Origin of the sequence: Caulobacter sp. UC70_42 (assembly GCF_044056025.1) — a bacterium.
Taxonomy (GTDB): domain Bacteria; phylum Pseudomonadota; class Alphaproteobacteria; order Caulobacterales; family Caulobacteraceae; genus Caulobacter.
The window spans coordinates 840,246-865,172 of the sequence record NZ_CP171994.1 but is presented as its reverse complement, the minus strand read 5'-3'; the positions used below and the strand labels follow the sequence as shown (position 1 = coordinate 865,172).

The following is a 24,927-nucleotide window of genomic DNA, read 5'->3' as shown; positions in this document are numbered from 1 at the left end:
GGAGCCGAGCATGACGACCGGAACCCTCCTCGCCCCCCTCAGGCTGCTGCTCCCCGCCCTGATCCCGTCGTGGAACTTCTTCGACGTGATCGCGCCGGCGCCGCGCGTGGAGTACGCCCTGCTGGCCTCGCCCGGTGATGCGACCGGCGTCTGGCGCGCGTTCCGGCCCCGGCCAGAGCACGTGTCGCTGGCGACCATGGTCAAGCGCCTCTTCTGGAACCCGCGCTGGAACCAGACCCTGTTCGTGATGAGCTGCGCCGAGCGCCTGGCCGAGGATCGCAACCCGGCCCACAGCGAGGACGAACTCTTCAGGCGCATCGCCTCCGACCTCGTCGCGGATGGGGCCCCCGAGCCCCAGGACCCCGCGCGGCCGTGGCTGTGCTTTCGGCTGGTCTTCGTCAGCCGCGAGGGCGAGGCGCTGACCGAGGAGGTGATGGTCCAGCCCGCGCCTCGGCTGCTGAAGGACATCGCGATCCGATGAGCCTTGAAGCCGCCGTTCGCCTGACCGAGATCCTGCTGGCGCTGGCCCTGGTCCAGCAGAGCCTGGAGCACCTGCGCGGCTTCCGCGACGAGCGGATCCTGTTCGGCGTCCGCGTCGTCCTGTGCGGCCTGGTGATCGCCGGCGTCGCCGCGCCCTGGCCGCTGGTCGGGCTGGCGGGGCTGTCGCTGCTGATCCTTCACCGCTTCCAGGGGCCCTATAACGGCGGCAGCGACCGCATGGGCCTCTTGGCGCTGTGGTGCCTGGTCCTGACCCGGCTGCTGCCGACCCCGGCGCTGAAGGAGCTGTCGTTCGGCTATCTCGGGGCGCAGCTGATGCTCAGCTACTTCATCTCGGGCGGGGTCAAGATCGTCAATCCCGACTGGCGCTCGGGCCGGGCGCTGGCCGACGTCTTTCAGTTTTCCGCCTATCCGGTCTCCCAGAATCTGCGTCGCTTCGCCGAGCGGCCCCAGCTGCTGCGGGTCATGTCCTGGGCGGTGATGGGCTTCGAGCTGGCCTTTCCGCTGACCCTGCTGTGGAAGCCGGCCCTGGTCGCGGGCCTGGCGGTCGCGGCGACCTTCCACCTGGCCAATGCCTGCCTGTTCGGCCTCAACCGGTTCTTCTGGACCTGGCTGGCGACCTATCCGGCCATCCTGTGGCTGCAGGGACGGCTGCTCTAGGCGGCCGTCTTCTTGCGCAGCCGCGCCAGGCGCCGCAGCCGCCGCCAGAAGCGGGTCTTCTCCGGCTCCGGATAGGGCTGCAGGTTGCGGAAGAACTCCTCGGCGCACGAGCGCCACGAGAACTTCTCGGCGAACTTGCGGACCACCGCGCGGTCCAGGTCCAGGCAGGCCAGGCAGGCTTCCTTGAGGCCGTCGGTCTGGCCGGGCGCCAGCACGCCGGCGTTGGAGCCGGGGATGATGTCGACCGGACCCGGGGCCGAGAAGGCCGCCACGGGCACGCCGGCGGCCATGGCCTCCAGGATCACCAGGCCGAAGGTGTCGGTCAGGGACGGGAAGCAGAACACGTCCGCCCCGCCGAAATAGCGGGCCAGCTCGTCGCCGAACTTGGCGCCCAGGAACTTCACCTCGGGATATTTCTCGGCCAGCTCCTCGCGCTGGGGGCCGTCGCCGATGACGACCTTGGTCCCCGGCAGGTCCAGGCTGGCGAAGGCCTCGATGTTCTTCTCGACGGCCACCCGGCCGACATTGAGGAAGATCGGGCGCGGCAGGCCCTCGAACGGGTCGGGATCGCCCTCGAACGCGCGGCTTGAAGATGTCGGTGTCCACCCCGCGCGACCAGGGCGACAGGTTGCGGAAGCCGTGCTTGGCCAGCTCGTCGCGCATGGTCGGGGTGGCCACCATCAGCCGGCCCGACGGCTTGTGGAACCAGCGCATGTAGGTGTAGCCGGCCGCCAGCGGCAGCGGCAGGCGGGCCGAGACATATTCCGGGAACTTGGTGTGGTAGCTGGTCGTGAACGGCAGCTTCCACTCCAGGCAGATGCGGCGCGCGGCCAGGCCGATCGGACCCTCGGTGGCGATGTGGATCGCCTCGGGCTCGAACTGCTTGAAGCGCTCCTGCACCGGCTCGTAGGCGCCGATCGCCAGCTTGATCTCGGGATAGGTCGGCAGCGGGAAGGTCGGGAACTGTTCGGGGCTGACGACATCGACCTCGTGGCCCATGGCGCGCAGTTCCTCGACCACCCGGGTCAGGGTCCGGACCACCCCGTTGACTTGAGGCTCCCAGGCGTCGGTCGCAAGCAGAATTCGCATCAGGCGGCGGCGGGCTCCGGCAACGGCTCGTCGGCGGCGTCAGCGGCTTGCGGCGCGACCGAACGGGCGCGGTCGATCACCGACCACGAGCGCAGCTTGGCCCATTCCAGGATCTCGAGATGGCCGTCGGCGTGCTCGGCCAGGGCCGTGCAGCTTTCCACCCAGTCGCCGTCATTGATGTAGCGGACGCCGTCGATGTCGCGCATCTCGGCCTTGTGGATGTGACCACAGATCACGCCGTCCACCCCCCGACGTCGCGCTTCGTCGGCCACGGCGGCCTCGAAGTTCTCGATGAACTGCAACGCGTTCTTCACCTTGACCTTCAGAAACGCCGACAGACTCCAATAGCCGAACCCCAGGCGACGCCGCAGGCGATTCACCAGAGTGTTCAGCATGAGGATGGTTCTATAGGACCAATCCCCGAGGAAGGCGAGCCACTTGGCGTGCTGGACGATGCCGTCGAACTCGTCGCCGTGGACGACCAGATAGCGCTTGCCGTCGGCCGCCTCGTGGATCACGTCGCGGGCCACGATCACCCCGCCGAAGTGGACGCCGCAGAAGTCGCGGATCCGGTCGTCGTGATTGCCGGGGACGTAGATCACCTCGGTCCCCTTGCGGGCCATCCGCAGGATCTTCTGGACCACGTCGTTGTGGGCCTGGGGCCAGTACCAGCCGCTCCGCAGCTTCCAGCCGTCGATGATGTCGCCGACCAGATAGAGCTTGTCGCACTCGACATGGCGGATGAAGTCCAGCAGCAGCTCGGCCTGGCACCCGCGCGTGCCCAGGTGCAGATCGCTGATGAAGATGGAGCGGTAGCGGCGAACGGCGACGTCGGCGCTCATGGTCGAACCCCCGTGTGGCGCCGCGAGATCGTTCCGTCCCCGGATCGGAAGATGGCGGCCAACGGCAGGCGATTAAGCTGATTGCATGTCGCTTTAATGAAACGGGGCCCCGGCCGATCCGCCGGCCGGCCCGGCGCCGCTTCCCGCGCTTCGGCCCGGCTCTGCCCGCGAAACGCGCAGTTTCGACGTGATTGTCAAAATTCTGGACCGATAAGCAATCCCTTTCGCCGCTTGGGGTTGCTCGAGGGCGGCAAGCCTGTTGCGGTGCAGCATCGCGGCGACTAGATCACCGGCATGGACGCCGCCCGCCTCGCCAAGGACACGCCGAAATCCCAGAAGACCCGCGCGCGGATTCTGGACCAGGCGATGCGCCTGTTCGCCGAGATCGGCTACCACGCCGCCACCAACCCGGTGATCGCCGACGCCGCCGGCCTGACGCGCGGGGCGATGCTCTATCACTTCCCGACCCGCGAGGCCCTGGTCGAGGCCGCCGTGGCCCATATCCAGGCCGAGCGCTCGACCCTGTTCCGCGCCGCCGCCGAGAACCTGCCCGCCGGCGCCGACGTCACCGAGCACGCGATCGACAGCTACTGGGACCTGCTGCACAGCGTGCCGTTCCTGGCCTTCGGCGAGCTGGAGGACGCCGGCCGCACCGACCCGGCCATCCACGCCCTGCTGGCGCCCGCCCAGGCCGAGTTCGACCGCGCCCAGGCCGGCGACCACTTCCTGAAGATCCTCCACGCCGGCGCCGGCCCCCGCTTCCAGGCCAGCCGCGACCTGGCGCGCTTCATGCTGGAAGGCCTGGCCCGCACGACCCTGACCTACGACAAGGACGGCCGGAAAGAGCGCCTGCTGATGCTGATCAAGCGGGCCACGCACATGCTGAACCGCAAGGGCGACGTGCAGGATTTGTGGCCGGAGTAGGGGGGGGAAATCCTAGAGTTCAGAGGCCGGTTAGAAGCGAATGTGCCGGCTGTGCACATTCGCCTCATAACTCACCAGATGAGCGATAATTTCCTTTCGATTGGATCGATATCTAGAACGCTGACCTCAATCTCCATGCCCGGCTCTAGCTTAATGTGCTTAGGCATCTTCGAGCTGTGCAATAGCCCTGATACGCCGTGTAAGCTAATGAACGCTCCAAAATTTTTTACTGCCTCGACCGTTCCTGAGTGGCGGCTTCCCTGTGTAATTTTTGAAGCGATGCCGACCCAGGCTCCGCTGACGACAGAACGCTCATAGCGATCTACCGCTCGCTCCGCTGCGCTAAGGTCAAGCAACTCTTGAAGCCTGTTGTCGCTGAAGGTGGCTTGATATGCTGCTGTCTGAGTATCGAGCGAACTTTTTAATTCTCTCAACACATCTAAAGCATTATAAAGAACGACCCTGTTGGAGTAGTGTTCTCGCGGATTCTTAATCCGGTCGGCTATAGCTTCGGCCACTGCTGCTTGCGAGAACCATGTGTCTTCGGCGATCGCGGCTAGATAATGTTGATTATCCTTGATTTGAAGATGGACGCGCCCGGCCGGGGCGATCGAAACAAGATCCTCATCGGTCAAGCTGCTTGTTCTGAAATCCTCAGAGGTTATGCAGTAGCCTCGTGCGAGCGCCTCAAGTTCTCTTCTGAAAACTTGCTCATCAACGCCAAACCTGGATAGTTCGGCTCGCAGCAGGGAGATCGAGGCATAGCCCTCGAGTCGCCTAGGCCCAAATACCGTTGCGCGCTCACTTAGCCACGAGAGGATCAAAATTCTGGCGAAATGATTAGGGCGATCATCAAGCTCAACAGCAGAGTATATATTTTTCAGATACGCTCTATCAGAGTCATAATATCTGAGATTGCTTCTGAGCAATACTGTCGTGACTAGGGAAAGCGGTAGGACATATTGCCCACGACTCTGGACCATTTTTAAGATGTGATCTTCGGTAATGTGCCCGCTGGTGCAGAACTCTAGGAATATTTCCATTGCACGCCGCATATTTCTGCCGGCGAGTCCAACGATAAGTCGGCGAACATGCATGTCATGCTCAAACACAGACCTTAGTATAGATGATAGGTAGTGACCTTGATCGGATGCGGGGTACTCGACTTGCATTCCATTCGGAAGGTCGTATCGAAACGTCTTGGCCCCACTCGTGCCGATCGCGTTTAGGGCGAGTTGTATTCTGCTTTGAAGTATTTTTTGGAATAATGGCGGCTCAATGCGAAATACCAAATCCTTAAGCGCTGTATCTAGAGGGGGCTCTCCTTGATGATTGTCATAAGTTTCCTCCCTTAGGGGCAGTACAACAAGGGCGCTGAATTCCTTTTGTATCCATTGGGCAACCTCGAACATTAAAAGCTGTTCGGATAATAATTTCTTGTCTGAATTATCAAATACTACAACAAGTAGCTTTCCGCGATCTCCCACGCAATACCGCACGATATTTTCAGTTAGTGTGGTTGAATCTGCCTGCAATCCTAGTATTATTTCTCCCAATTTTTCATTATAAACTTCTTGATTTCCTTCAAATAGGCGTCCTGCGCCCTTGCGAAATTTGGTCACAGCTGGTGCGAAGACTGCCTTGATGGTGTCAAGGTCGTCGAAGTCGATATCGCTATAATGATCGCAGCATGCCTTAACGATGCGGCGCCTTAGCCAATCATATATTTCATCCCGCGAGACCGGGGCTGGATTCATGTCGAGCCGAAGCCAAACCGTGGCGTCGCGGACGTCACGCGGCAGTGCAACCTCTTGTAGGTAGTCAACAAAGGTTGTCTTTCCTGCGCCAGCGTTGCCTATAATAAGCATAACCTGTCGCTCTAGTGATCTTCCCCGCCTAAATACTTTAATTATCTCATTCGGCTTCGCTGTGTCTTCTATCGCTTGAGACCTACTCTCGGATATGGGGACGGAGGCTCGGATCACTCGATCGATTGGCTCGACATATCGCTCTCGCCGCTTTGAAGATATGTAAGCATTCTTCACGATGAACGCTCGATCCGCGCGCGAGAGTGGGTTGAATATGTGGGAAAAGTCAGCGGATATCGTGGCTCCAAATGAATTTAGGCCAACCTCTTCCCGTTGAAGTGAAATACCCCCAACAAGTTTGCGCGGTTTCCAATACCTATTTGGTCTAATTTTAGAGATAACTCTTGCATACCATTTGCTCAAGGCTTCCGCTGAAAGCGCTTCCTGCAACTTTGAGAACTTTATATTTGTTGCGACAAAATCGGCTAGCTGCATGTCTAGATGAATTGAAGCGCTGTCGCTCCGGCACAAGACCGTTCTGAGGCCGTCGGACGCTAGAACCCATTCAACAGGGTTCAGCCCGCTGGGTGACGCATGATTAATTTCGGACGCATAAAGCCGGCCCTCCCGCAAGGCCTCGTCGAGGCTTTCTCCTGGCCTTTTTGCCTCTATTATGGCGTATGGGATGCCACTTTGTGTAATTATATAGTCCGGAAAATATAGCTTCTGATCGGATCCTTTCCCGATCGTGAATTTTCTAATGTCAGATTTTGTCTGTATTGATGCGTGGTCGTGGCCTAGACCAAGAGGCGTGCTAGACAAAAGCAGTGGATATAGGAATTTCTGCTCCACGTCGCTTTCGGTTATTAGGGAATCGACTAAGGGCACATCAAACATCTGCTCTCCCCCTATTGTTTGCAGCTTAAGCTACAACTTTCTCGGCTGTAGCCAAGGCTTACACACGGAGGCGGGGTTGAGTGTGAGGGTGGCTCGCTATGTCGGATAAGTGGCGCAGCGTGCGGCTTGATGAGGCGATGGCGTCGGGCTCATCGGCATGCCGAGTGGCAGATGTTTGCAAGTAGGTGGATGGGTAGCCCGACGCCCCGCGCCGGCGCCCACCTTAAATCTCTTGGAGGCTGCAGCGTGCAGGGCTGTCCAGGTCAGTCAAGGACGGCTTCGCCGCCGCGCGCGGCCGCTCGGAGAGCGGTCCTTGAGTGACCTGGACAGCCCTGCGATCGTCTCGCCGTGAGATGTAAGGCGGGCGCTCTTCCGGGGCGGAAGGGCCTTCTCACTGATCCTAACAACATCCCGTCATTCCCGCCCTTGTGGCGGGAACCCCTGGTTCAGCTGCCCCGTGAGACGCAAGCGGACTGCTCAGCAGTCCGCCCCTCACGCACCTGCGGCGGACAGAGGGGTTCCCGCCACAAGGGCGGGAATGACGGTTGTTTGTGGGGATTGAGGGCGCTATGTCCCCGGCGTTCGCGGCGCCGAACCCCACGAAATCAACCACTTGTCGATTTTTCGCGCCCCTGAATGATCCGCGTTGAATCCGCCTGCACAATCAAAGCCGTCCCCGTCGCGGGGAGGGCGTTTGGATCCGGCCCAATACGGCGGCGGGGGTAGGTTGAGCGGGGCCGCTGGCGGTTCCTGGAGGCTCGAAAGTCGCCCCGTCCGTACTCTTTAGGCGGATTGGTTGGCGAACGGGCAGTCTCCGGGGCCAAAGCCGACAGCGGATCGACAGGGCGGTGATCGTACAAGCCGCCTATCGTGGATCGTCGGGGTCGAGACGGATGGAGCCGATCGACTTGGTCCGCGCCCGTCCGGGGGCTAGTGGGGTCCCGAGCTGAAAGACGCTCACGCCCCCCATCCTCACGGGCAAGAACAACCTGGCGGAGCGGTCAAGCGAGCCGAAACACAACAAACCTTACGGTCTCCGGGGTCGCCCGGCCGCTCCGTCGCCTCCCCAACACCTTCAGCGGCCACGCCGCGTGAAGCGGCGAAGCCGTGAGCCTAGCTCGGGCAGATCGGCAGGGCCGTCGTGAACTTGATCTGCTCCATGGCGAAGCTGGACGAGACGTCGGTCAGCGGGGCCGTGGCGATCAGGCGCTTGTAGAAGCGGTCATAGGCGGCGATGTCCTTGACCACGACCTTGAGCAGATAGTCGACCTCGCCGCTCATCCGGTAGAACTCGACGACCTCGGGCAGGGAACTGGCGCCGGCCGCGAACTGGGTCAGCCAGGCCTCGTCGTGGCGGCCGGTCTTGACCGCCACGAAGACGGTCAGGGACAGGTCCAGGGCCGCGCGGTCCAGCAGGGCGACGCGGGCGGTGATGACGCCGGCGTCCTGCAGGCGCTTGATCCGCTTCCAGCACGGGGTCTGGCTCAGGCCGACCCGCTCGGCCAGCTCGGCGATGGCGACGGTGGCGTCCTCCTGCAGGATGGCCAGGAGGCGCCGGTCGACTTGATCGAGATCAATCATCTCGCGATCCCCTGTTTTGGAGAATGAAATTCTCCGTATCGCGGAACGGGTAACCTTTCAAACCATGTCTTTCTTCGAATCCTCGCCATCCTAGGGGGCCTCGGCACAGCAACGGGGCTCCCATGGACCTGTCCTTCACGCGTCATCCCAAGTCGGTCGGCGAAAGCTATGGCCAGCATATGGGCGTGGCCTGGAGCTTCGGCTTCACCCTGCTGGGCGCGGGCCTGGCCTGTCTCGTCCACGGTCTGCTGCCGTTCGCCTTCGAGCGCACCGGCAGCCAGACGGTGCGGCGGCTGAACGAGCGGCTGTCCAGCCGCTGCGCCAAGGCCGACGCCCATTTCGCCGCCGCTGCGCCGCTCTCGGGGCAGATCTCCGGCGAGACCGTCCGCGGATGACGACCGCCGCCCTGCGCCTGAGCGCCGGCAGGCTGGGGCCCGGCCTGGTCGCCGGCCTGCTGTTGGCGATCCTGGCCAAGCTGCTGGCCGCGAACCTGCACGCCCCGGCGCCGCTGGTCGCGGTGGTGCTGGGCATGATGCTCGGCGCCCTGGGCCTGCAGGCCCAGCTGGGCGCGGGTCTCGACGTCTTCGCCAAGCCCGGGCTTCGGCTGGGCGTGGCCATGATGGGCGCCCAGATCAGCTGGAGCGAGTTCGCCGCCCTGGGCGGTCCGGCCATCGTCGCCAGCGGCGCGGTGGTGCTGGGCGGGCTGGGCGTCGGGGCGCTGGCGGGGACCGCGCTGGGCCTGCCGTTCGCCGAGGCCCTGATCGCGGCCGCCGCCTGCTCGATCTGCGGCGCCTCCGCCGCCCTGGCCGCGTCCCAGGCCGCGCCGGCCAGTCCGGCCAACCAGCGCACGACGGCGCTGGTGATCGTCGGGGTCAACCTGCTGTCGACCGTGGCCATGCTGGCCTATCCGCCGATCGCCCACGCCCTGGGCCTGAGCGCCCACCAGTCGGGCGTGTTCTTCGGCCTCTCGATCCACGACGTCGCCCAGGTGGCCGGCGCCGGGGCCCTCGGTCTCGCCCGAGACGGCCAGCACCGCCGCCCTGGCCAAGCTGGCCCGCATCGTCTGGCTGGGCCCGGCGGTGGTCCTGATCGGCCTGATGCTGACCCGCACCCAGCAAGGCGGCGTGGTCGGCGGGCTCAAGGCCCCGCCGCTTTTTGTTCTAGGCTTTGCGGCGCTCGCCGCCGCCCGCGGCCTGGGCCTGATCCCGCCGGCCCTGGTCGCGGCCATGGCGGCCTGCTCCGGCTTCCTGCTGCTGGCCGGCGTCGGGGCCATCTCGGCCAAGCTCGGCCCCAAGGCCCTGCTCGAGGTCGAGCCCAGGCTGGCGGTCATGCTGGCGACGGTCACCGTCGCCGTCGCGGTCCTGGCCTACGCCCTGACGAGAATATTCTTCTAAAGATCAGGCCTTGGCGGAGCACGAAACCCGCTCCATGGTCCGCGCCGAGAGCTTGTCCGTGTCGACTGGAATCAGTCGAAACGGATAAACAAGCTCGCCAAGAAGTGCAGAGCATGGCGCGAGCCATGCTCTGGTCGGAGGGACCTGATTTTGAGCATCTGGACGCGTCGCAAGGCGATCGACACCATCACCGCGGGCCACGCGGACAGCCATCAGCTGAAGAAGACCCTGAGCTGGCCGCATCTGGTCGCCCTGGGCGTCGGGGCCATCGTCGGCACCGGCATCTACACCCTGACCGGCGTCGGCGCGGGCCTGGCCGGGCCGGGCGTGATCCTCTCGTTCCTGATCGCCGGGGCGGTCTGCGCCTGCGCCGCCCTGTGCTACGCCGAGCTGTCGACCCTGATGCCGGCGGCGGGCAGCGCCTACACCTACAGCTATGCGGCCATGGGCGAGCCGGTCGCCTGGTTCGTCGGCTGGAGCCTGATCCTCGAATACACCCTGGTCTGCGCGGCCGTGGCCGTCGGCTGGTCGGCCCACGCCCACGGCCTGTTCAAGATGGCGGGCTTTCCTGACTACCTGCTGGCCGGACCGCACGCCGGCGGCCTCGTCAACCTGCCGGCCGTGATCATCTCGATGGCGGTGGCCGGCCTGCTGGCCCTGGGCACCCGCGAGAGCGCCACGGTCAACATGGTCCTGGTCTTCGTGAAGATCATCGCCCTGGTCATCTTCGTCGCCCTGTGCCTGCCGGCCTTCGACGCCAGCCACTTCACCCCGTTCATGCCCAACGGCTTCTCGGCCCATGTGCCGGCCGGCGCCGCGCCGGACGCCGCCAAGATCGGCGTGATGGCGGCCGCCAGCCTGATCTTCTTCGCCTTCTACGGCTTCGACGCGGTCTCGACCGCCGCCGAGGAGACCAAGAACCCCAAGCGCGACCTGACCATCGGCATCGTCGGCTCGATGGCCGCCTGCACGGCCATCTACATGATCGTCGCCGCCGCCTCGATCGGCGCCTCGCGCACCGAGGTGTTCTCCAAGAGCGAGGCCCCGCTGGTCTTCATCCTGGAGAGCCTGCAGCACGGCAAGATGGCCCAGCTGGTGGCCCTGGCCGCCGTCGTCGCCTTGCCGACCGTGATCCTGGCCTTCATGTACGGCCAGAGCCGGATCTTCTTCGTCATGGCCCGCGACGGCCTGCTGCCGCGCGCTCTCTCCAAGGTCAACGCCAAGACCGGCACGCCGGTGCTGATGACCCTGCTGACCGGCGCCCTGTCGGCGGTGCTGTCGGGCTTCCTGTCGCTGAAGGACATCGCCGAGCTGGCCAACGCCGGCACCCTGGCGGCGTTTATCGCCGTGGGTCTGTCGGTGATCGTGCTGCGCCGGCGCGAGCCGAACCGTCCGCGCGTGTTCTCGACCCCGGCCTGGCCGATCGTGGCCCCGGCCGGCATCCTGGGCTGCCTCTATCTGTTCTACAGCCTGCCGGCCAAGACCCAGATCTACTTCCTGTTCGCCCACATCCTCGGGGCGGTGGTCTACTTGGCCTACGGCATGCGCAAGAGCGTGCTGGCCCAGGCGGAAAAGGTGGCGCGCTAGGCTCTTCCAATCGCTCTCTTCCATTCTTGGGGGCCATCGCTACAGTCCGCGTCAAAACAAGTGTTTGATGCCGGGAGAAGCGCATGGCCCTCGATCTGGAAACCCGCGAGCAGCTGATCGAGACGGTGGCCCGCTTCGTGGCCGAGCGTCTGCGGCCGATCGAGGCCAAGGTCGCCGAGGACGACGCGGTGCCCGCCGACATCGTCGAGGAGATGAAGGGCCTCGGACTCTTCGGCCTCTCCATTCCCGAGGAATTCGGCGGCCTGGGCCTCAACATGGAGGAAGAGGCGCTGGTGGCCGTCGAGCTGGGCCGCGCCTCGCCGGCCTTCCGCTCGGTGTTCGGCACCAATGTCGGCATCGGCAGCCAGGGCCTGGTGATGTTCGGAACCGACGACCAGAAGGCCAAGTGGCTGCCGGGCATCGCGTCGGGCGAGATCATCACGTCCTTCGCCCTGACCGAGCCGGAAGCCGGCTCCGACAGCGCCGCGGTGCAGACCCGCGCCACGCTGGACGGCGACTGCTACGTCCTGAACGGCGCCAAACGCTACATCACCAACGCCGGCAAGGCTTCGCTGTTCACGGTGATGGCCCGCACCAACCCCGACGCCAAGGGCGGGTCGGGGGTCTCGGCCTTCCTGGTCCCCCGCGATCTGCCCGGCCTGTCGGTCAGCAAGCCCGAGAAGAAGATGGGCCAGCAGGGCGCCCATATCCACGATGTCACCTTCGACAATGTTCGCGTGCCGGCCTGGAACCGGCTGGGCGAGGAAGGCGAGGGCTTCAAGGTCGCCATGCAGGTGCTGGACCGCGGTCGCCTGCATATCGCCGCCGTCTGCGTCGGCGTGGCCGAGCGGCTGATCGCCGACTGCGTGGCCTATGCCAGCGAGCGCAAGCAGTTCGGCCAGCCGATCGCCAGCTTCCAGCTGATCCAGGCGATGATCGCCGACAGCAAGACCGAGGCCTTGGCGGCCCGGGCCCTGGTGCTCGAAACCGCCCGCAAGCGCGACACCGGCGTTGGCGTCACCCTGGAGGCGGCGGCGTCCAAGCTGTTCGCCTCGGAGATGGTCGGCCGCGTCGCCGACCGGGCGGTGCAGGTGTTCGGCGGGGCCGGCTATGTCGCCGACTATGGAATCGAGCGTCTCTATCGCGACGTGCGGATCTTCCGGATTTACGAGGGCACCAGCCAGATCCAGCAGCTGGTCATCGCCCGCGAGACCTTGAAGCGCGGCGGCTAGGCCGCGGCGAGATGTCGCGTCAGACGCTCGGCGGAGCCGTGGCGTCACGCCGCATGGAGGCGGCTCTCTTCCATGCGCGCAAATGTCTTTAACGCGTCGTTACTCAAAGGAATATCCGCGACCCTTGAGTGTATGCGTCATCCTGTCGCCCGCGTGCGGAGAATATTTAAGCTGGCGTTAAGTATGCCAGACGAGGTTGTCCCAGGATTTTAGAACGAGGACGGCCATGAGCCAGGATCACGCGATCAGTGAACGAGTGGCTTTCATGGGTCTGGACGACAAGGCGCGAGCGGCCCTCCGCGCGCTTCAGCCCGTCGTCCGCGCCAATGTCGGCCCCGCCCTGGATGCTTTCTACGCCAAGGTCCGCGCCACGCCCGAGACCCGCAAGTTCTTCGCCGACGACAAGCACATGCAGTCCGCCTCGAGCCGCCAGCAGGCCCATTGGGACCTGATCTCGCGCGCCGAGTTCGACGACACCTACGTCAAGGCCGTGCGCGCCATCGGCCAGACCCACGCCCGCATCGGCCTGGAGCCGCGCTGGTACATCGGCGGCTACGCGGTGGTCAGCGAGCACCTGATCCGCGCCACGATCGACCATGAGTGGCCCAAGGGCTTCATGGCCAAGGGCGACGCGGCGAAGGCCGGCGACGCGGTGAGCGCGCTGATGAAGGCGGTCATGCTGGACATGGACTTCGCCATCTCGATCTATCTGGAAACCATCGAGGCCGAACGCCAGCGCCTGGAGGCGGTGCGCCTGGCCAACGAGGCCAGCCAGAACGCGGTGGTCCAGGCTCTGGGGGACGCACTGGACCGCCTGGCCCAGGGCGATCTGGTTGGCCGCCTGTCGGCCGAAGTGACGCCGGAGTTCCAGAAGCTGAAGGACGACTTCAACAACGCCGTCGGCATCCTGGAGCAGGCGATGAGCCGTGTGGCCGAGGCCACCGACGGGATCCGCTCGGGCGCCGACGAGATCGGCGAGGCCGCCGACGACCTGTCGCGCCGCACCGAACAGCAGGCCGCCAGCCTGGAAGAGACGGCGGCGGCTCTGGACGAGATCACCTCGACCGTCCGCCGTTCGGCGGCCGGCGCCAAGCAGGCGCAGGACGTGGTGATCGGCGCCAAGGCCGAGGCCGAGAAGTCCGGCATCGTCGTCGACCAGGCCGTGGCCGCCATGGGCGAGATCGAAACCAGCTCGCGCTCGATCGGCAATATCATTGGGGTGATCGACGAGATCGCCTTCCAGACCAACCTGCTGGCCCTCAACGCCGGGGTCGAGGCGGCGCGCGCGGGGGAGGCCGGTCGCGGCTTCGCCGTCGTGGCGCAGGAAGTCCGCGCCCTGGCCCAGCGATCGGCCGACGCGGCCAAGGAGATCAAGACCTTGATCGCCAGCTCGACCGCCCAGGTCGATCGCGGCGTGGGTCTGGTCGGCCAGACGGGCGAGGCCCTTCGCGGCATCGTCGACAAGGTGGCCGAAATCGACGCCCTGATCGTGGAGATCGCCAGCTCGGCCCAGGAGCAGGCCCAGGGGCTCAACGAGGTGAACACGGCCGTCAATCAGATGGACCAGGTCACTCAGCAGAACGCCGCCATGGTGGAGCAGACGACGGCCGCGACCCATTCCCTCAAGGGTCAGACGTTGGAACTGGTCAAGCAGGTGGCGACATTCTCGATCTCGGCGCGCCAGAAGGCCGCCGCGCCGGCGACGCCCACGCCGACGCGCGCGCCGCCTGTCGCCCGCTCCATCAGCCGCCCCGGCGGCTCCGCTCCAGCGACGCGAGGCAATGCGGCCGCGGCGTTCAAGGAAGAGTGGGAAGAGTTCTGAGTAAAGGCGCGGGGCAGACGCGAATCTTGACCTGCGAATAGCAGAACGCCCCCCGCCGACGGTGTCGGCGAGGGCGTTATGTGTTCCCCGGAAGGGATTGACGCTTACGCGCCGCCCGGGAAGCGGAACGGGACCTTCACAGTGCCGGTCTTGGCACCCATGGGGAGCTTTTCGGCGATGCACATGGCGGCCTTGTCGAAGCCCTTGCCCGCGGCGCTGTTGTCGACGACCTTGCAGTCCGACAGCTTGCCGGCGTCGGCGGTGCATTCCAGCATCACCTGGGCGGCGTCGCGGGTGTTCGCGAACTGCTGCAGGCAACGGCCCATTTGGTCTTCAAAACCGCCGGCGGCCGAAGCGGCCTGAGCGACGAAAAAGCTGCCAGCGATTCCCGCGGCAATAGCGATCGGATATTTCATCCCGCTGCTCCCAAGTAAAAGTGTCACGTCCTGTGGACGACGCGCCAATCGGACGCAGGGGCTTTCTCGCAGAAGCGAGTTAAGAGAGTTCGAGTCGCCAAATAATATTGTAGTTTACTGCCGAGTAACCATCGCCTCGCCTTCGCGGGACTCGCGCTATGGGAGCCCCTCCTTATAGACGCCGCGCCCGTGGCCTGCGGCCAAATGACCGTCTGGAGGCCGCAAGTGAAGGTTATATCGAATTCCCTTTAACCAAGTCAGAGGTTGTTAGGAATCTATCGGGATTATCCGGCTTCAGTTTAGCGATCCGTGGGCACGGAGCGCTGGTTGGAGGGGACCTCGCGATGAAACGGATCCGTCTTGTCGATCTGCCGTTGATCATCAAAATCGGCTTTGCGCCGGCTTTCGCGCTGCTCATGCTGGCTCTCATGGCCGGCGGCGCCATCGTCGTTCAGAAAAGCCAGTCGGCGGCCATGAAGCAGGTCGTTGAAAGGGACATGCGCGAGAACCTGGAAATCCAGAAGATTTCCAAGCGCATTTCGAACGTCAACGGTGAGCTCTACACCGTCATGACCCACAAGGCCGGTAACATCGACGTCGCCAAGAATGACGCTCGCATGGCCGCCGTGCTGACCGAGACCGACTCGATCAAGAAGGAGCTGGCCGCGCTCAAGGCCAAGCTGCCGGCGGCTGAACAACCCAAGATCGTCGAACTGATCAAGCAGCTCGATGAGTGCCGCAGCGCCATCGACACGGTCAGCGGCATGATCGGCGTCGACTTCAACATGGCCGTGGGCTTCATCGCGCCGTTCGAAGAACAGTACGCCAAGATGACCGGCACGCTCGACCAGGTCGTCAACGCCGCCAACAAGCGCATCGAAGCCGAGAGCGCCAAGCGTCAGGCCGAAGCGACCGCCGCGATGAGCGTTACGATCGTGATGTCGCTAATCACCCTCGCCGCTGTCGGCGGTCTGGCCTGGTTCACCGTCATGACGACCCGCAAGTCGATCAACGACATCGCCGGCGCCACCGACAAGCTGTCGAAGGGCGACAACACCATCGACCTGGAGAAGTTGACGCGCGGCGACGAGCTGGGCGCCATCGTCACGGCGTTGAAGGTCTTCCGCGACAACCAACTGCACCTCGACACGCTGCGCGCCGAGCAGGAAAAGTCCGCCGCCCTCACGGCCGACGAACGCCGCGCCAAGGAAGCCGCCGCCGCCGCCGCCGCTCAGGAAGCCTCGACCGTCGTCAGCAACCTGGCCCAGGGCCTGGAAAAGCTGGCCTCGGGCGACCTGACCTTCCGCGTGACCGCCGACTTCCCCGGCGAGTACCGCAAGCTGAAGGACGACTTCAACGGCGCCATGGGTTCGCTGCAGGAGACGATGAAGGTCATCGCCGCCTCGACCGACGGCCTGCGCACCGGCGCCGACGAGATCGCCCACGCGTCGGACGACCTGTCGCGCCGCACCGAACAGCAGGCCGCCAGCCTGGAAGAAACCGCCGCCGCCCTGGACGAGCTGACCGCCACCGTGCGCCGCACGGCCTCGGGCGCCCGCCAGGCTTCGGACGTGGTCTCGACGACGCGTGGCGAAGCGACGCATAGCGGCCAGGTCGTTCATCAGGCAGTGTCGGCGATGGGGGAGATCGAAAACTCGTCCAAGCAGATCAGCCAGATCATCGGGGTGATCGACGAGATCGCTTTCCAGACGAACCTTCTGGCCCTGAACGCCGGCGTCGAGGCCGCGCGCGCGGGCGAAGCCGGCCGCGGCTTCGCGGTCGTCGCCCAGGAAGTTCGGGCCCTGGCTCAGCGCTCGGCCGAAGCGGCCAAGGAGATCAAGGCTCTGATCTCCAGCTCGACCCAGCAGGTCAGCCAAGGCGTCAGCCTGGTCGGCCAGACGGGCGAGGCGCTGCAACGGATCGTGGCGAAGGTCGGTGAGATCGACGCTCTGGTCACCGAGATCGCGGCTTCGGCCGCGGAGCAGGCGACCGGTCTGAATGAAGTCAACACGGCCGTGAACCAGATGGATCAGGTCACGCAGCAGAACGCCGCCATGGTCGAGCAATCGACCGCCGCGACGCACTCGCTGAAAGGCGAGACCGGTGAACTGGTGCGCCTGATGGCCCGCTTCCAAGTTGGGAACGGCGCTTCAAATTACACCCGCCCGGCGATGGCCGACGCGGCGCAGCACGCTCCGGCGCGCAACCCGGTGGCCGAGCAGCAGGCCCGCCTGAACACCTTCGCCCGTCCGGGCCGGAGCAGTGGTTCGGCGGCTGTCGCTCAGGCCCCCGCCACGGATGGTTGGGAGGAATTCTGATGGCCGCCGCGATCGCGCTGCCCGAAACCCTGGATCTGAAGGCCGCGGCCCCTCTCAAGGCCGCCTTCCTCGAACGCCGCGGCGCGGCGATCACCGTGGAAGCCGATCAGGTCCGTCGCCTCGGCGGCCTGTGCCTGCAGGTTCTGCTGGCCGCCCGCAAGGCGTGGGACCAGGACGGGCAAGCCTTTTCCATCAAGGGGCCTTCCGAGGCCTTTGTCGAAACCACCCGTCTTTTCGGCGCCGAAGGGGCGCTCCTCTCGGCGGAATTCCAAGGAGCTGAGTCGTGACGCGTACGATTCTCACGGTCGACGATTCCCGCACCATGCGGGACATGCTGCGCATGGCCTTGGCCGGCGCCGGCTTCAACGTGGTCGAAGCGGTCGACGGCGAACATGGCCTGGAGGTTCTCTCCGCCCATCGCCCCGACGTGATCATCACGGACATCAACATGCCCAAGCTGGACGGCTTCGGCTTCATCGAGGCGGTGCGGGTCGATGACGACTATCGCGCCATCCCGATCCTGGTCCTGACCACGGAAAGCGACCCGGCGAAGAAGCAGCGGGCTCGTGAAGCCGGCGCGACGGGCTGGATCGTCAAGCCGTTCAACCCGGAAAAGCTGGTCGACGCCATCCGCCGCGTCGCCGCCTAGGTCCGGGGCCGGCTGATCCAGGCCCAAGTACCGCGTACCGAATTTTGACTACCCGTTGCTAGACGCGAATTAGGACGTACGGGACATGGACGAGCTAGAGGCCATCAAGGTTACTTTCTTCCAGGAATGCGAGGAGCTCCTCGCCGACCTCGAAGGCGGTCTCCTGGCCATGCAGGAAGGGGCCGGCGACAGCGAAACGGTCAACGCCGTGTTCCGCGCCGTCCACTCGATCAAGGGCGGCGCCGGCGCCTTCGGCCTCGAGCCGCTGGTGCGCTTCGCCCACGTGTTCGAGACCCTGCTGGACGCCGTGCGCGCCGGTTCGGTGCCCAATACGGTCGAGCTGGCGGCTGTCCTGCTGCGCGCTTCCGACATTCTGGCCGACCACGTCAGCGCCGCGCGCGGCCTGGGCGATGTCGACATGGCCGCCTCGGCCGCCATGGCCGCCGAGCTGGAAACCTGGACCGACCCGAACGCCGCGCCCGCTCCGGCGGCCGCCGCTCCGGTCATCGAGAACGCCGCTCCGGCTCCGACCACGATTGCTTCCGACGCGGCCGCCGACGAAGCGATGGATGATGACGATCTCGGCTTCGTCTTCGTGCCCCAGACCATCTCGGTCGAGGCGCAGGCCGCCGACGCCGACCTGATCCCCGCCAATGTCTGGACGGTGTCGATCCGTCCGAAGTCGGACCTCTACCGCAAGGCCAACGAGACGGCGCTGCTGCTGCGCGAGCTCAACCGCCTGGGTCCGATCAAGGCGACGCTGGACGATCGCGCCCTGCCGGCCCTGGAAGACCTGGATCCCGAAGCCGCCTTCGTGACCTGGAGCGTCCGCCTCGAGACCGAGGAGGACGAGACCGCGATCCGCGAAGTCTTCGAGTTCGTCGACGGTGACTGCGACCTGGAAATCACCCGTGGCGAAGCCGCGGTCGAGGACGCCCTGGCCTCGCTGCTGACCGCCGCCGAGGCCATCCCTGAAACGGCCGTCGAGCCCGCCGCTCCGGCCGTCATCGAAATTCACGCCCCCGAACCGGCTTTGGCGCCCGTCGCCGAGGTCGCGGCCGTCGCGCCGGCCCACGCGCCTGTCGTTGAGGCCGCCAAGCCCGCCGCGCCCGCCGCCCCGACGCCGAAGGCCACGCAGGTCGAGGTCCCAGGTCCCGGGCAGTCGGTCATCCGCGTCGATCCGGAGCGCATCGACCGCCTGATCGATCTCGTCGGCGAACTCGTCATCAACCAGGCCATGCTGGCGCAGCGCGTCGGCGAGTATGGCATCGCCCCGTCCTCCAACCTGGCCATGGGTCTGGATGAGCTGGAACAGCTCACCCGCGAGATCCAGGACAGCGTCATGGCCATCCGCGCTCAGCCGGTGAAGTCGGTTTTCCAGCGCATGCCGCGTCTGGTCCGCGAAGTCGCCAACATGACGGGCAAGCAGGCCCGTCTGGTCATGGACGGCGAAAACACCGAGGTCGACAAGACGGTTATCGAGCGTCTGTCCGACCCGATCACCCATATGCTGCGCAACGCCATCGACCACGGGCTGGAAAGCCCCGAGGAGCGCAAGGCGGCCGGCAAGAATCCCGAAGGCGTGGTCCGTCTGGCGGCCCTGCACCGCAGCGGCCGGATCGTCATCGAGGTCTCGGACGACGGCAAGGGGATCAACCGCGAGCGGGTGCTCTCGATCGCGGTCAAGAAGGGACTGATCTCGCCCGACCTGACCCTGACCGACGAAGAAATCGACAACCTGATCTTCCTTCCGGGCTTCTCGACCGCCGACAAGATCTCGGACGTGTCGGGACGCGGTGTCGGCATGGACGTGGTCAAGCGCTCGGTCCAGGCCCTGGGCGGCCGCATCTCGATCACCTCGCGTCCGGGTCACGGTTCGACCTTCACCCTCAGCCTGCCGCTGACCCTGGCGGTCCTGGACGGCATGGTGGTCGACGTGGCCGGCGAGACCCTGGTCGTGCCGCTGGCCGCCATCGTCGAGAGCCTGCGTCCGAAGCCGGAAGAGGTTCGCCCGCTGGGGCCGGTAGGCTCGGTGCTGGCCGTCCGTGACAGCTTCGTGCCGCTGATCGACGTCGGCCTGACGCTCGGCTACCGCGACCATAGCCCCAACCCGACCGACGGCGTCGTGCTGCTGGTCGAGGGCGAGGACGGCTCTCGCGCGGCCCTGGTGGCCGACGCGATCCATGGCCAGCGCCAGGTCGTCATCAAGTCGCTGGAGCAGAACTACCAGCAGGTCGAAGGCGTCGCCGCCGCGACGATCCTGGGCGATGGCCGCGTGGCCTTGATCCTCGACGTCGATGCGACGATCGCCATGCGTCGCCGCGAAGGCGGCGCGCCTCGCCCCACAGAACCCACCCTCATCGCCGCGGAGTAAGTCATGACCGACCATGCCACCGCCACAGGCATTGACCGCCGGGAACTGATCTCCTTTCGCGTCGGCGACCAGGAGTACTGCGTCGATATCATGGCGGTTCGAGAGATCCGCGGCTGGAGCCCGGCCACGGTGCTTCCGCAGTCGCCCGGTTTCATGCGCGGCGTGATCAATCTGCGCGGCGCGGTGCTGCCGATCATGGATCTGGCCTGCCGTCTGGGCATGCCGGTGATCGAGCCGACCGTCCGGAGCGTCTTCATCGTGGTCAAGGCGGGCGACCGCACCGTCGGCCTGCTGGTCGACGCGGTGTCGGACATCCTGTCGATCAACGACGACATGATGCAGCCCACCCCGGACATGGCCTGCGACACCGTCCGCAACTTCGTGCGCGGCATCATCTCGATCGAGGGCCGCATGATCAGCGAGATCTCCTTGGACCGCATCCTGCCCGAACGGGAGGCCCTGGCCGCCTGATGACGAGTTTCGCTTCCACCTCAGAACGTCGCGAAGCCATCGTCGATGGCGAGTTCGCGTTCACGACCCAGGACTTCAAGCGCATCGCCGCGCTGCTGTACGACCTGGCCGGCATCAGCCTGCCCGACAGCAAGGCGACGCTGGTCTATTCGCGTCTGGCCAAGCGTTTGCGGACCCTGGGTCTGCGGACCTTCACCGAGTACTGCGCCTTTGTCGCCAGCGACAAGGGCCAGGACGAGAGCCAGGAGATGCTCCGGGCGCTGACCACCAACGTCACGCGCTTCTTCCGCGAGCCGCACCACTTCGACGACCTACGCGCCAACGTGCTGGAGCCCGTCGCCGACAAGGTGCGCGCCGGGGGGCGGCTGCGGCTGTGGTCGGCCGCCAGCTCGTCTGGCCAGGAGCCCTACTCGATGGCCTTCACGGTGCTGTCGGTCTGGCCGAACGCGGCCGATCTGGACATCCGGATCCTGGGCACGGACATCGACACCAACGTGCTGGCGACCGGTCGCGAGGCCGTCTACGACGAATCGCTGCTGGAAGGGATCCCGGCCTCGGCCCGGAGCCAGTTTTTCGAGCGCGACGCCTCGGATCGACGCGCCTGGCGCGTTTGCGACGCGGCCCGCAGCCTGGTCGCGTTCCGGGAACTAAATCTCAACGGTCCGTCATGGCCTATGAAGGGGCCTTTTGACGCAATCTTCTGCCGGAATGTCGTGATCTATTTCGATGAACCTACCCAGGAACGCGTTTGGAGCCGCTTCGCGCCGCTCCTCGCGCCGGGCGGCCGTCTCTATGTCGGCCATTCCGAGCGCGTGGGCGCCAACGTCACCGCGTTCGAAAGCTGCGGCCTGACCGCCTATCGGAAGGTGGGCCGCTGATGCCGAAGATTCGCGTTCTCGTCGTCGACGACTCCGCCACCATGCGGAGCCTGATCACTGCGGCCCTCAATCGCGACCCGGAGATCGAGGTGGTCGGCGGCGCCGGCGACCCGTTCGAGGCCCGGGGCATGATCAAGGCCCTGAACCCCGATGTCGTCACGCTCGACATCGAGATGCCGAACATGAACGGCATCGAGCTCCTCGAGAAGATCATGCGCCTGCGGCCGATGCCGGTGGTCATGGTCTCAACCCTGACCCAGGCCGGCGCCGAGATGACGCTGCGGGCCCTGGAGCTGGGGGCGGTGGATTGCGTGGGCAAGCCTGCCGACGCCACCGGAACCCAGGAAGCCCTGGCCGAGATCGTCACCAAGGTGAAGATCGCCGCCCGCGCCTCGGTCCGCACCAACGCCGGCGCCGCGCCGGCGGCCGCGCCCGTGCGGCGCAAGGACTTCATGCCGTCGGGCGACATCGTGGCGATCGGTTCGTCGACCGGCGGGGTGGAAGCCCTGCTGTCGATCCTGACCCTGTTCCCCGAAACCTGCCCGCCGACGGTCATCACCCAGCACATGCCGGCGACCTTCACCGCCAGCTTCGCTGCGCGCCTGGATCGCGCCAGCGGGGCCAAGGTGCAGGAAGCCGTCGACGGCGCCCTGCTGGAACCCGGCAAGGTCTACGTCGCCCCCGGCGGCGTGGCGCACCTGGAGGTCGTTCGCTCGGCCGGCCTGCGCTGCCGCCTGGTCCAGGGCGACCCCGTCAGCGGCCACCGTCCTTCGGTGGACGTGCTGTTCAACTCGGTGGCCAACGCTGTCGGCGACAAGGCGGTCGGGGCCATCCTGACCGGCATGGGCCGCGACGGCGCCCAGGGCCTTCTGGCCATGCGCAAGGCCGGCGCCAGGACGCTGGGCCAGGACGAAGCTTCTTGCGTCGTCTACGGCATGCCGCGCTCCGCTTTCGAAATTGGCGCTGTGGAGAAGCAGGTCTCCCTGTCCCACATGGGCCAATCCATCCTCGATCTGGCCTCCGCGAGGCGATGAACCATGCCGCAAGCTAGCACCATCTCCGTACTCGTGGTCGACGACCAGCTCACCATGCGGGCTCTGATCCGCAATGCGTTGCAGCAGATCGGCTTCAAGGACATCCGTGAGGCGCCGGACGGCGAGGAGGCTCTCAAGAACCTCCTGGCCAAGCCCGCCAACCTCGTCATCTCGGACTTCAACATGCCGAAGATGGATGGCCTGGCGCTGCTGCGCGCGGTGCGCTCGCACCCGCCGATCCGCCAGACCGCCTTCGTCATGCTGACGGGCCGCGCCGACCGCGAGCTGGTCCAGCGCGCCGTGCAGTTCGGCGTCAACAATTACTGCGTCAAGCCGTTCACGGTTCAGGGCTTGAAAGAGAAGATCGAACAAGTGTTCGGGCAGCTGACATGACGCCATTCTCCCACAACGACGACACGGAACGGGCGGTCAAGGTTCACGTGACCCAGGGCGAAAGCCATGTGACCGGCGACCCTCAGGTGGTGATGACCACGGTGCTGGGCTCGTGCATCGCCGCGTGCATCCGCGATCCGCAAGCCGGTGTCGGCGGCATGAACCACTTCCTGCTGCCGGATTCGGGCGATGGCCGCACCGGCGGCGACGCCGTGCGCTATGGCGCCTACGCCATGGAAGTGCTGATCAACGATCTGCTGAAGAAGGGCGCCCGCCGCGAGCGGATGGAAGCCAAGATCTTCGGCGGGGCCAAGCTGTTCGACGGTCTCTCGGACGTCGGCGCCAGCAACGCCGCCTTCGCCGAACGCTTCCTGCGCGACGAAGGCATCCCGATCGTCTCGTCCAGCACCGGCGGGGTCTCGGCCCGTCGCGTCGAGTTCTGGCCCACCTCGGGGCGCGTGCGCCAGCGTCTGGTGGCGGTCGACAACGCGCCGCAGGATGTCCGCCGTCCCGTTCCGCCGCCGATGCCGGCGGTGGCCAGCGGCGACGTGGATCTGTTCTGAGCCTGATGACCGCGCTGCCGCTCCAGACGCCGACGATCGCACCGACCGAGCACCTGCCGGTCGGGGAGCTGTCGCGACGCCTGGCGGTGGAGCTGGCCTCGGCCGCGGCCCTGTGCCGGGACTGCGAGCACCTGGCTGGCGACCTCGCCAAGGGCGGGGCGACGCTGGAGAACCTGACGCGCCTGCAGTCGCTGGACGAACTGAGCCAGCGCCTGCACGGCCTGTCCGAGGTGCTCGAGCGCATCGGCCAGCACGCCTCCGGAGAATGGAACGTCTCGATCGAGCCCCTGCTGAGCGGCCTGGGCCTTTCAGACATGGTCGTGAGGCTGCGCGCCGAGGAGCGGCAGGGCGAGCGCGCCGACCCCGGCGAACTCGACTTCTTCTAGGCGCGCGATGGCCGACCCGCTCCTGCCCTCGACGCGGATCAATCTCGAAAAGGCCACGGTTCTGGTCCTGGACGATAACGGCGCCTCATTGGACATTTTGTCGCAGGTGGTCTCCGGCTTCGGCGTCAAGCAGCTGTTCCGCGCCGAAAGCGTAGCGGACGCCCAGGCGCTGATCCGCACCAAGACCTTCGATCTGATCATCAGCGACGTGCAGATGCCCGTCACCGACGGCATAGAGTTCATAGAGTGGCTGCGGAAGGAAGGCGGCGAGAACAACCGCTATGTCCCGGTCATCCTGGTCACGGGTCACACCCGCACCTCGCAGATCTTCAAACTGCGCGACGCGGGGTCGAACTATGTGGTGGCCAAGCCGATCACGCCCAAGGTTCTGCTGGAGCGCATCTTCTGGGTGGCCCGGGAAGAGCGAGCCTTCATCGAGTGCGACAGCTACATCGGGCCCGATCGACGTTTCAAGCACGAGGGACCCCCGCCGGGGACGGACGGACGGCGGAAGGATGACCTCCCGGCGGAGGTGGGCGATGCGCAGACGCCCAACATGTCGGATGATGAAATCGCCAACCTGATGCGCCCAGCGAAGGTGCAGATATGACCGTCCGTAAATTCCGTCCCCCCAACCGCCTGGCCAACATGATCAAGGAGCGGGGCGGCATCCTGGCCCAGGACGCCCTCGTCGCCGCCGAGGCGGGGGTCGAGAGCCTGCGCGAGGCCTCGCTGGCCGCGCTTGACGAAACGCTGGCCGAGATCGAGCGCCGCTTCTGCAAGGGCGCCGAAGACCGCGAGCATGAGCCGTTCGAGGGGCTCTATCTGCTCAGCTCACGGATCATCGACGTCGGGCATTTCGTCTCCGACACGGGGGTCGACAAGGCGGCGGTGTCGCTTTGCACCCTGGCCGACAGCCTGGCGGAAGCCGGGGTCTGGCGCTGGGACGCGGTCGACGTGCATCTCAACGCCTTGAAGCTGCTGCGGGCCATGGGCGCCCAGCTGCCGGCGGATCAGCGCGACGCGATGCTGGAAGGCCTCTATCAGGTCAGTCACCACCGTCCCGACGAGGTCTGACGGGCCCCGCGACCAACCGTCCCATGTGTCGGAA

At 65.6% G+C, this 24,927-nt stretch carries 23 protein-coding genes and 4 pseudogenes; 21 read left to right on the top strand and 6 right to left on the bottom strand.

Going from position 1 to position 24,927, the window contains the following annotated elements; translation table 11 throughout:
* The first annotated feature begins 10 nt into the window (after positions 1-10).
* Together ACHMW8_RS04430 and ACHMW8_RS04425 are read left to right on the top strand one after the other, a co-directional pair.
* A complete protein-coding gene (locus ACHMW8_RS04430; protein ID WP_395444867.1) occupies positions 11-481 on the top strand; it encodes a hypothetical protein in 471 nt (156 codons plus the stop codon).
* Positions 478-1,158 carry an HTTM domain-containing protein gene (locus ACHMW8_RS04425; protein ID WP_125155206.1) on the top strand — a complete coding sequence of 227 codons (681 nt, stop codon included), beginning with the start codon at positions 478-480 and terminating at the stop codon, positions 1,156-1,158. Before ACHMW8_RS04430 ends, ACHMW8_RS04425 begins: the two co-directional genes overlap by 4 nt.
* Here ACHMW8_RS04425 and ACHMW8_RS04420 read toward each other — a convergent pair.
* A pseudogene (locus tag ACHMW8_RS04420) lies at positions 1,155-2,247 on the bottom strand (glycosyltransferase family 4 protein). The gene ACHMW8_RS04425 and the pseudogene ACHMW8_RS04420 sit on opposite strands and share 4 nt — an antisense overlap.
* Positions 2,247-3,089, bottom strand: a complete 843-nt coding sequence (locus ACHMW8_RS04415; RefSeq protein WP_395444866.1) for a UDP-2,3-diacylglucosamine diphosphatase — start codon at positions 3,087-3,089, stop codon at positions 2,247-2,249. Before ACHMW8_RS04415 ends, ACHMW8_RS04420 begins: the two are co-directional and overlap by 1 nt.
* A 294-nt stretch (positions 3,090-3,383) precedes the next feature.
* Between ACHMW8_RS04415 and ACHMW8_RS04410 the strand changes: the two genes are divergently transcribed.
* Complete coding sequence (locus tag ACHMW8_RS04410; protein WP_125155209.1) at positions 3,384-4,013, top strand: TetR/AcrR family transcriptional regulator; 630 nt, start codon at positions 3,384-3,386, stop codon at positions 4,011-4,013.
* A 71-nt stretch (positions 4,014-4,084) separates the two neighbouring features.
* Here the strand turns inward: ACHMW8_RS04410 and ACHMW8_RS04405 are convergent, their stop codons facing one another.
* The 3 genes and pseudogenes from ACHMW8_RS04405 to ACHMW8_RS04395 all read right to left on the bottom strand — a co-directional run bounded on the left by ACHMW8_RS04405 (position 4,085) and on the right by ACHMW8_RS04395 (position 8,299).
* Positions 4,085-6,718 carry a type I restriction endonuclease gene (locus ACHMW8_RS04405; protein ID WP_395444865.1) on the bottom strand — a complete coding sequence of 878 codons (2,634 nt, stop codon included), beginning with the start codon at positions 6,716-6,718 and terminating at the stop codon, positions 4,085-4,087.
* Positions 6,719-7,127: 409 nt separating this feature from the next.
* Positions 7,128-7,263: pseudogene (locus ACHMW8_RS04400) on the bottom strand (hypothetical protein); the annotation flags it as partial.
* Between the two features lie 568 nt (positions 7,264-7,831).
* Complete coding sequence (locus tag ACHMW8_RS04395; protein ID WP_395444864.1) at positions 7,832-8,299, bottom strand: Lrp/AsnC family transcriptional regulator; 468 nt, start codon at positions 8,297-8,299, stop codon at positions 7,832-7,834.
* Positions 8,300-8,421: 122 nt separating this feature from the next.
* On the opposite strand from ACHMW8_RS04395, the gene ACHMW8_RS04390 reads away from it, so the two are divergent.
* The 6 genes and pseudogenes from ACHMW8_RS04390 (at position 8,422) to ACHMW8_RS04365 (ending at position 14,334) form a co-directional block, all read left to right on the top strand.
* A complete protein-coding gene (locus tag ACHMW8_RS04390) occupies positions 8,422-8,694 on the top strand; it encodes a DUF6356 family protein (protein WP_395444863.1) in 273 nt (90 codons plus the stop codon).
* A pseudogene (locus tag ACHMW8_RS04385) lies at positions 8,691-9,248 on the top strand (putative sulfate exporter family transporter); the annotation flags it as partial. The gene ACHMW8_RS04390 and the pseudogene ACHMW8_RS04385, both read left to right, overlap by 4 nt.
* Positions 9,249-9,339: 91 nt before the next feature.
* Complete coding sequence (locus ACHMW8_RS04380) at positions 9,340-9,693, top strand: putative sulfate exporter family transporter (RefSeq protein WP_395445894.1); 354 nt, start codon at positions 9,340-9,342, stop codon at positions 9,691-9,693.
* Between the two features lie 130 nt (positions 9,694-9,823).
* Positions 9,824-11,280: pseudogene (locus ACHMW8_RS04375) on the top strand (amino acid permease).
* 83 nt (positions 11,281-11,363) lie between these two features.
* Positions 11,364-12,512, top strand: a complete 1,149-nt coding sequence (locus ACHMW8_RS04370) for an acyl-CoA dehydrogenase family protein (RefSeq protein WP_395444862.1) — start codon at positions 11,364-11,366, stop codon at positions 12,510-12,512.
* Positions 12,513-12,738: 226 nt separating this feature from the next.
* Positions 12,739-14,334 (top strand): methyl-accepting chemotaxis protein, encoded by a 1,596-nt coding sequence (locus ACHMW8_RS04365; protein WP_395444861.1) that lies wholly within the window; start codon positions 12,739-12,741, stop codon positions 14,332-14,334.
* A 104-nt stretch (positions 14,335-14,438) separates the two neighbouring features.
* Here the strand turns inward: ACHMW8_RS04365 and ACHMW8_RS04360 are convergent, their stop codons facing one another.
* Complete coding sequence (locus ACHMW8_RS04360; RefSeq protein ID WP_099444777.1) at positions 14,439-14,750, bottom strand: hypothetical protein; 312 nt, start codon at positions 14,748-14,750, stop codon at positions 14,439-14,441.
* A gap of 344 nt (positions 14,751-15,094) precedes the next feature.
* Between ACHMW8_RS04360 and ACHMW8_RS04355 the strand changes: the two genes are divergently transcribed.
* From ACHMW8_RS04355 to ACHMW8_RS04300, 12 genes are all read left to right on the top strand, one after another.
* Positions 15,095-17,068, top strand: coding sequence for a methyl-accepting chemotaxis protein (locus ACHMW8_RS04355; RefSeq protein ID WP_125155217.1), 1,974 nt, complete (start codon positions 15,095-15,097; stop codon positions 17,066-17,068).
* Positions 17,068-17,355, top strand: coding sequence for an STAS domain-containing protein (locus tag ACHMW8_RS04350; protein WP_125155218.1), 288 nt, complete (start codon positions 17,068-17,070; stop codon positions 17,353-17,355). Before ACHMW8_RS04355 ends, ACHMW8_RS04350 begins: the two co-directional genes overlap by 1 nt.
* On the top strand, positions 17,352-17,717 hold the full coding sequence (locus tag ACHMW8_RS04345; RefSeq protein ID WP_062095129.1) for a response regulator: 366 nt from the start codon (positions 17,352-17,354) through the stop codon (positions 17,715-17,717). Before ACHMW8_RS04350 ends, ACHMW8_RS04345 begins: the two co-directional genes overlap by 4 nt.
* A gap of 85 nt (positions 17,718-17,802) precedes the next feature.
* Positions 17,803-20,091, top strand: a complete 2,289-nt coding sequence (locus ACHMW8_RS04340) for a chemotaxis protein CheA (RefSeq protein WP_395444860.1) — start codon at positions 17,803-17,805, stop codon at positions 20,089-20,091.
* Between the two features lie 3 nt (positions 20,092-20,094).
* Positions 20,095-20,562 carry a chemotaxis protein CheW gene (locus ACHMW8_RS04335; RefSeq protein ID WP_125155220.1) on the top strand — a complete coding sequence of 156 codons (468 nt, stop codon included), beginning with the start codon at positions 20,095-20,097 and terminating at the stop codon, positions 20,560-20,562.
* Positions 20,562-21,440 (top strand): protein-glutamate O-methyltransferase CheR, encoded by an 879-nt coding sequence (locus ACHMW8_RS04330; protein WP_125155221.1) that lies wholly within the window; start codon positions 20,562-20,564, stop codon positions 21,438-21,440. Before ACHMW8_RS04335 ends, ACHMW8_RS04330 begins: the two co-directional genes overlap by 1 nt.
* A complete protein-coding gene (locus ACHMW8_RS04325) occupies positions 21,440-22,474 on the top strand; it encodes a chemotaxis response regulator protein-glutamate methylesterase (RefSeq protein ID WP_395444859.1) in 1,035 nt (344 codons plus the stop codon). Before ACHMW8_RS04330 ends, ACHMW8_RS04325 begins: the two co-directional genes overlap by 1 nt.
* Before the next feature lie 3 nt (positions 22,475-22,477).
* Positions 22,478-22,867 (top strand): response regulator, encoded by a 390-nt coding sequence (locus tag ACHMW8_RS04320; protein WP_010918325.1) that lies wholly within the window; start codon positions 22,478-22,480, stop codon positions 22,865-22,867.
* Complete coding sequence (locus ACHMW8_RS04315) at positions 22,864-23,430, top strand: chemotaxis protein CheD (protein WP_125155223.1); 567 nt, start codon at positions 22,864-22,866, stop codon at positions 23,428-23,430. Before ACHMW8_RS04320 ends, ACHMW8_RS04315 begins: the two co-directional genes overlap by 4 nt.
* Before the next feature lie 5 nt (positions 23,431-23,435).
* Complete coding sequence (locus ACHMW8_RS04310) at positions 23,436-23,816, top strand: chemotaxis protein CheU (RefSeq protein ID WP_125155224.1); 381 nt, start codon at positions 23,436-23,438, stop codon at positions 23,814-23,816.
* Positions 23,817-23,823: 7 nt separating this feature from the next.
* Positions 23,824-24,426, top strand: a complete 603-nt coding sequence (locus tag ACHMW8_RS04305; RefSeq protein ID WP_125155225.1) for a response regulator — start codon at positions 23,824-23,826, stop codon at positions 24,424-24,426.
* Positions 24,423-24,893 (top strand): chemotaxis protein CheE, encoded by a 471-nt coding sequence (locus ACHMW8_RS04300; RefSeq protein ID WP_395444858.1) that lies wholly within the window; start codon positions 24,423-24,425, stop codon positions 24,891-24,893. The genes ACHMW8_RS04305 and ACHMW8_RS04300 overlap by 4 nt, the downstream gene beginning before the upstream one ends.
* Positions 24,894-24,927: the final 34 nt, after the last annotated feature.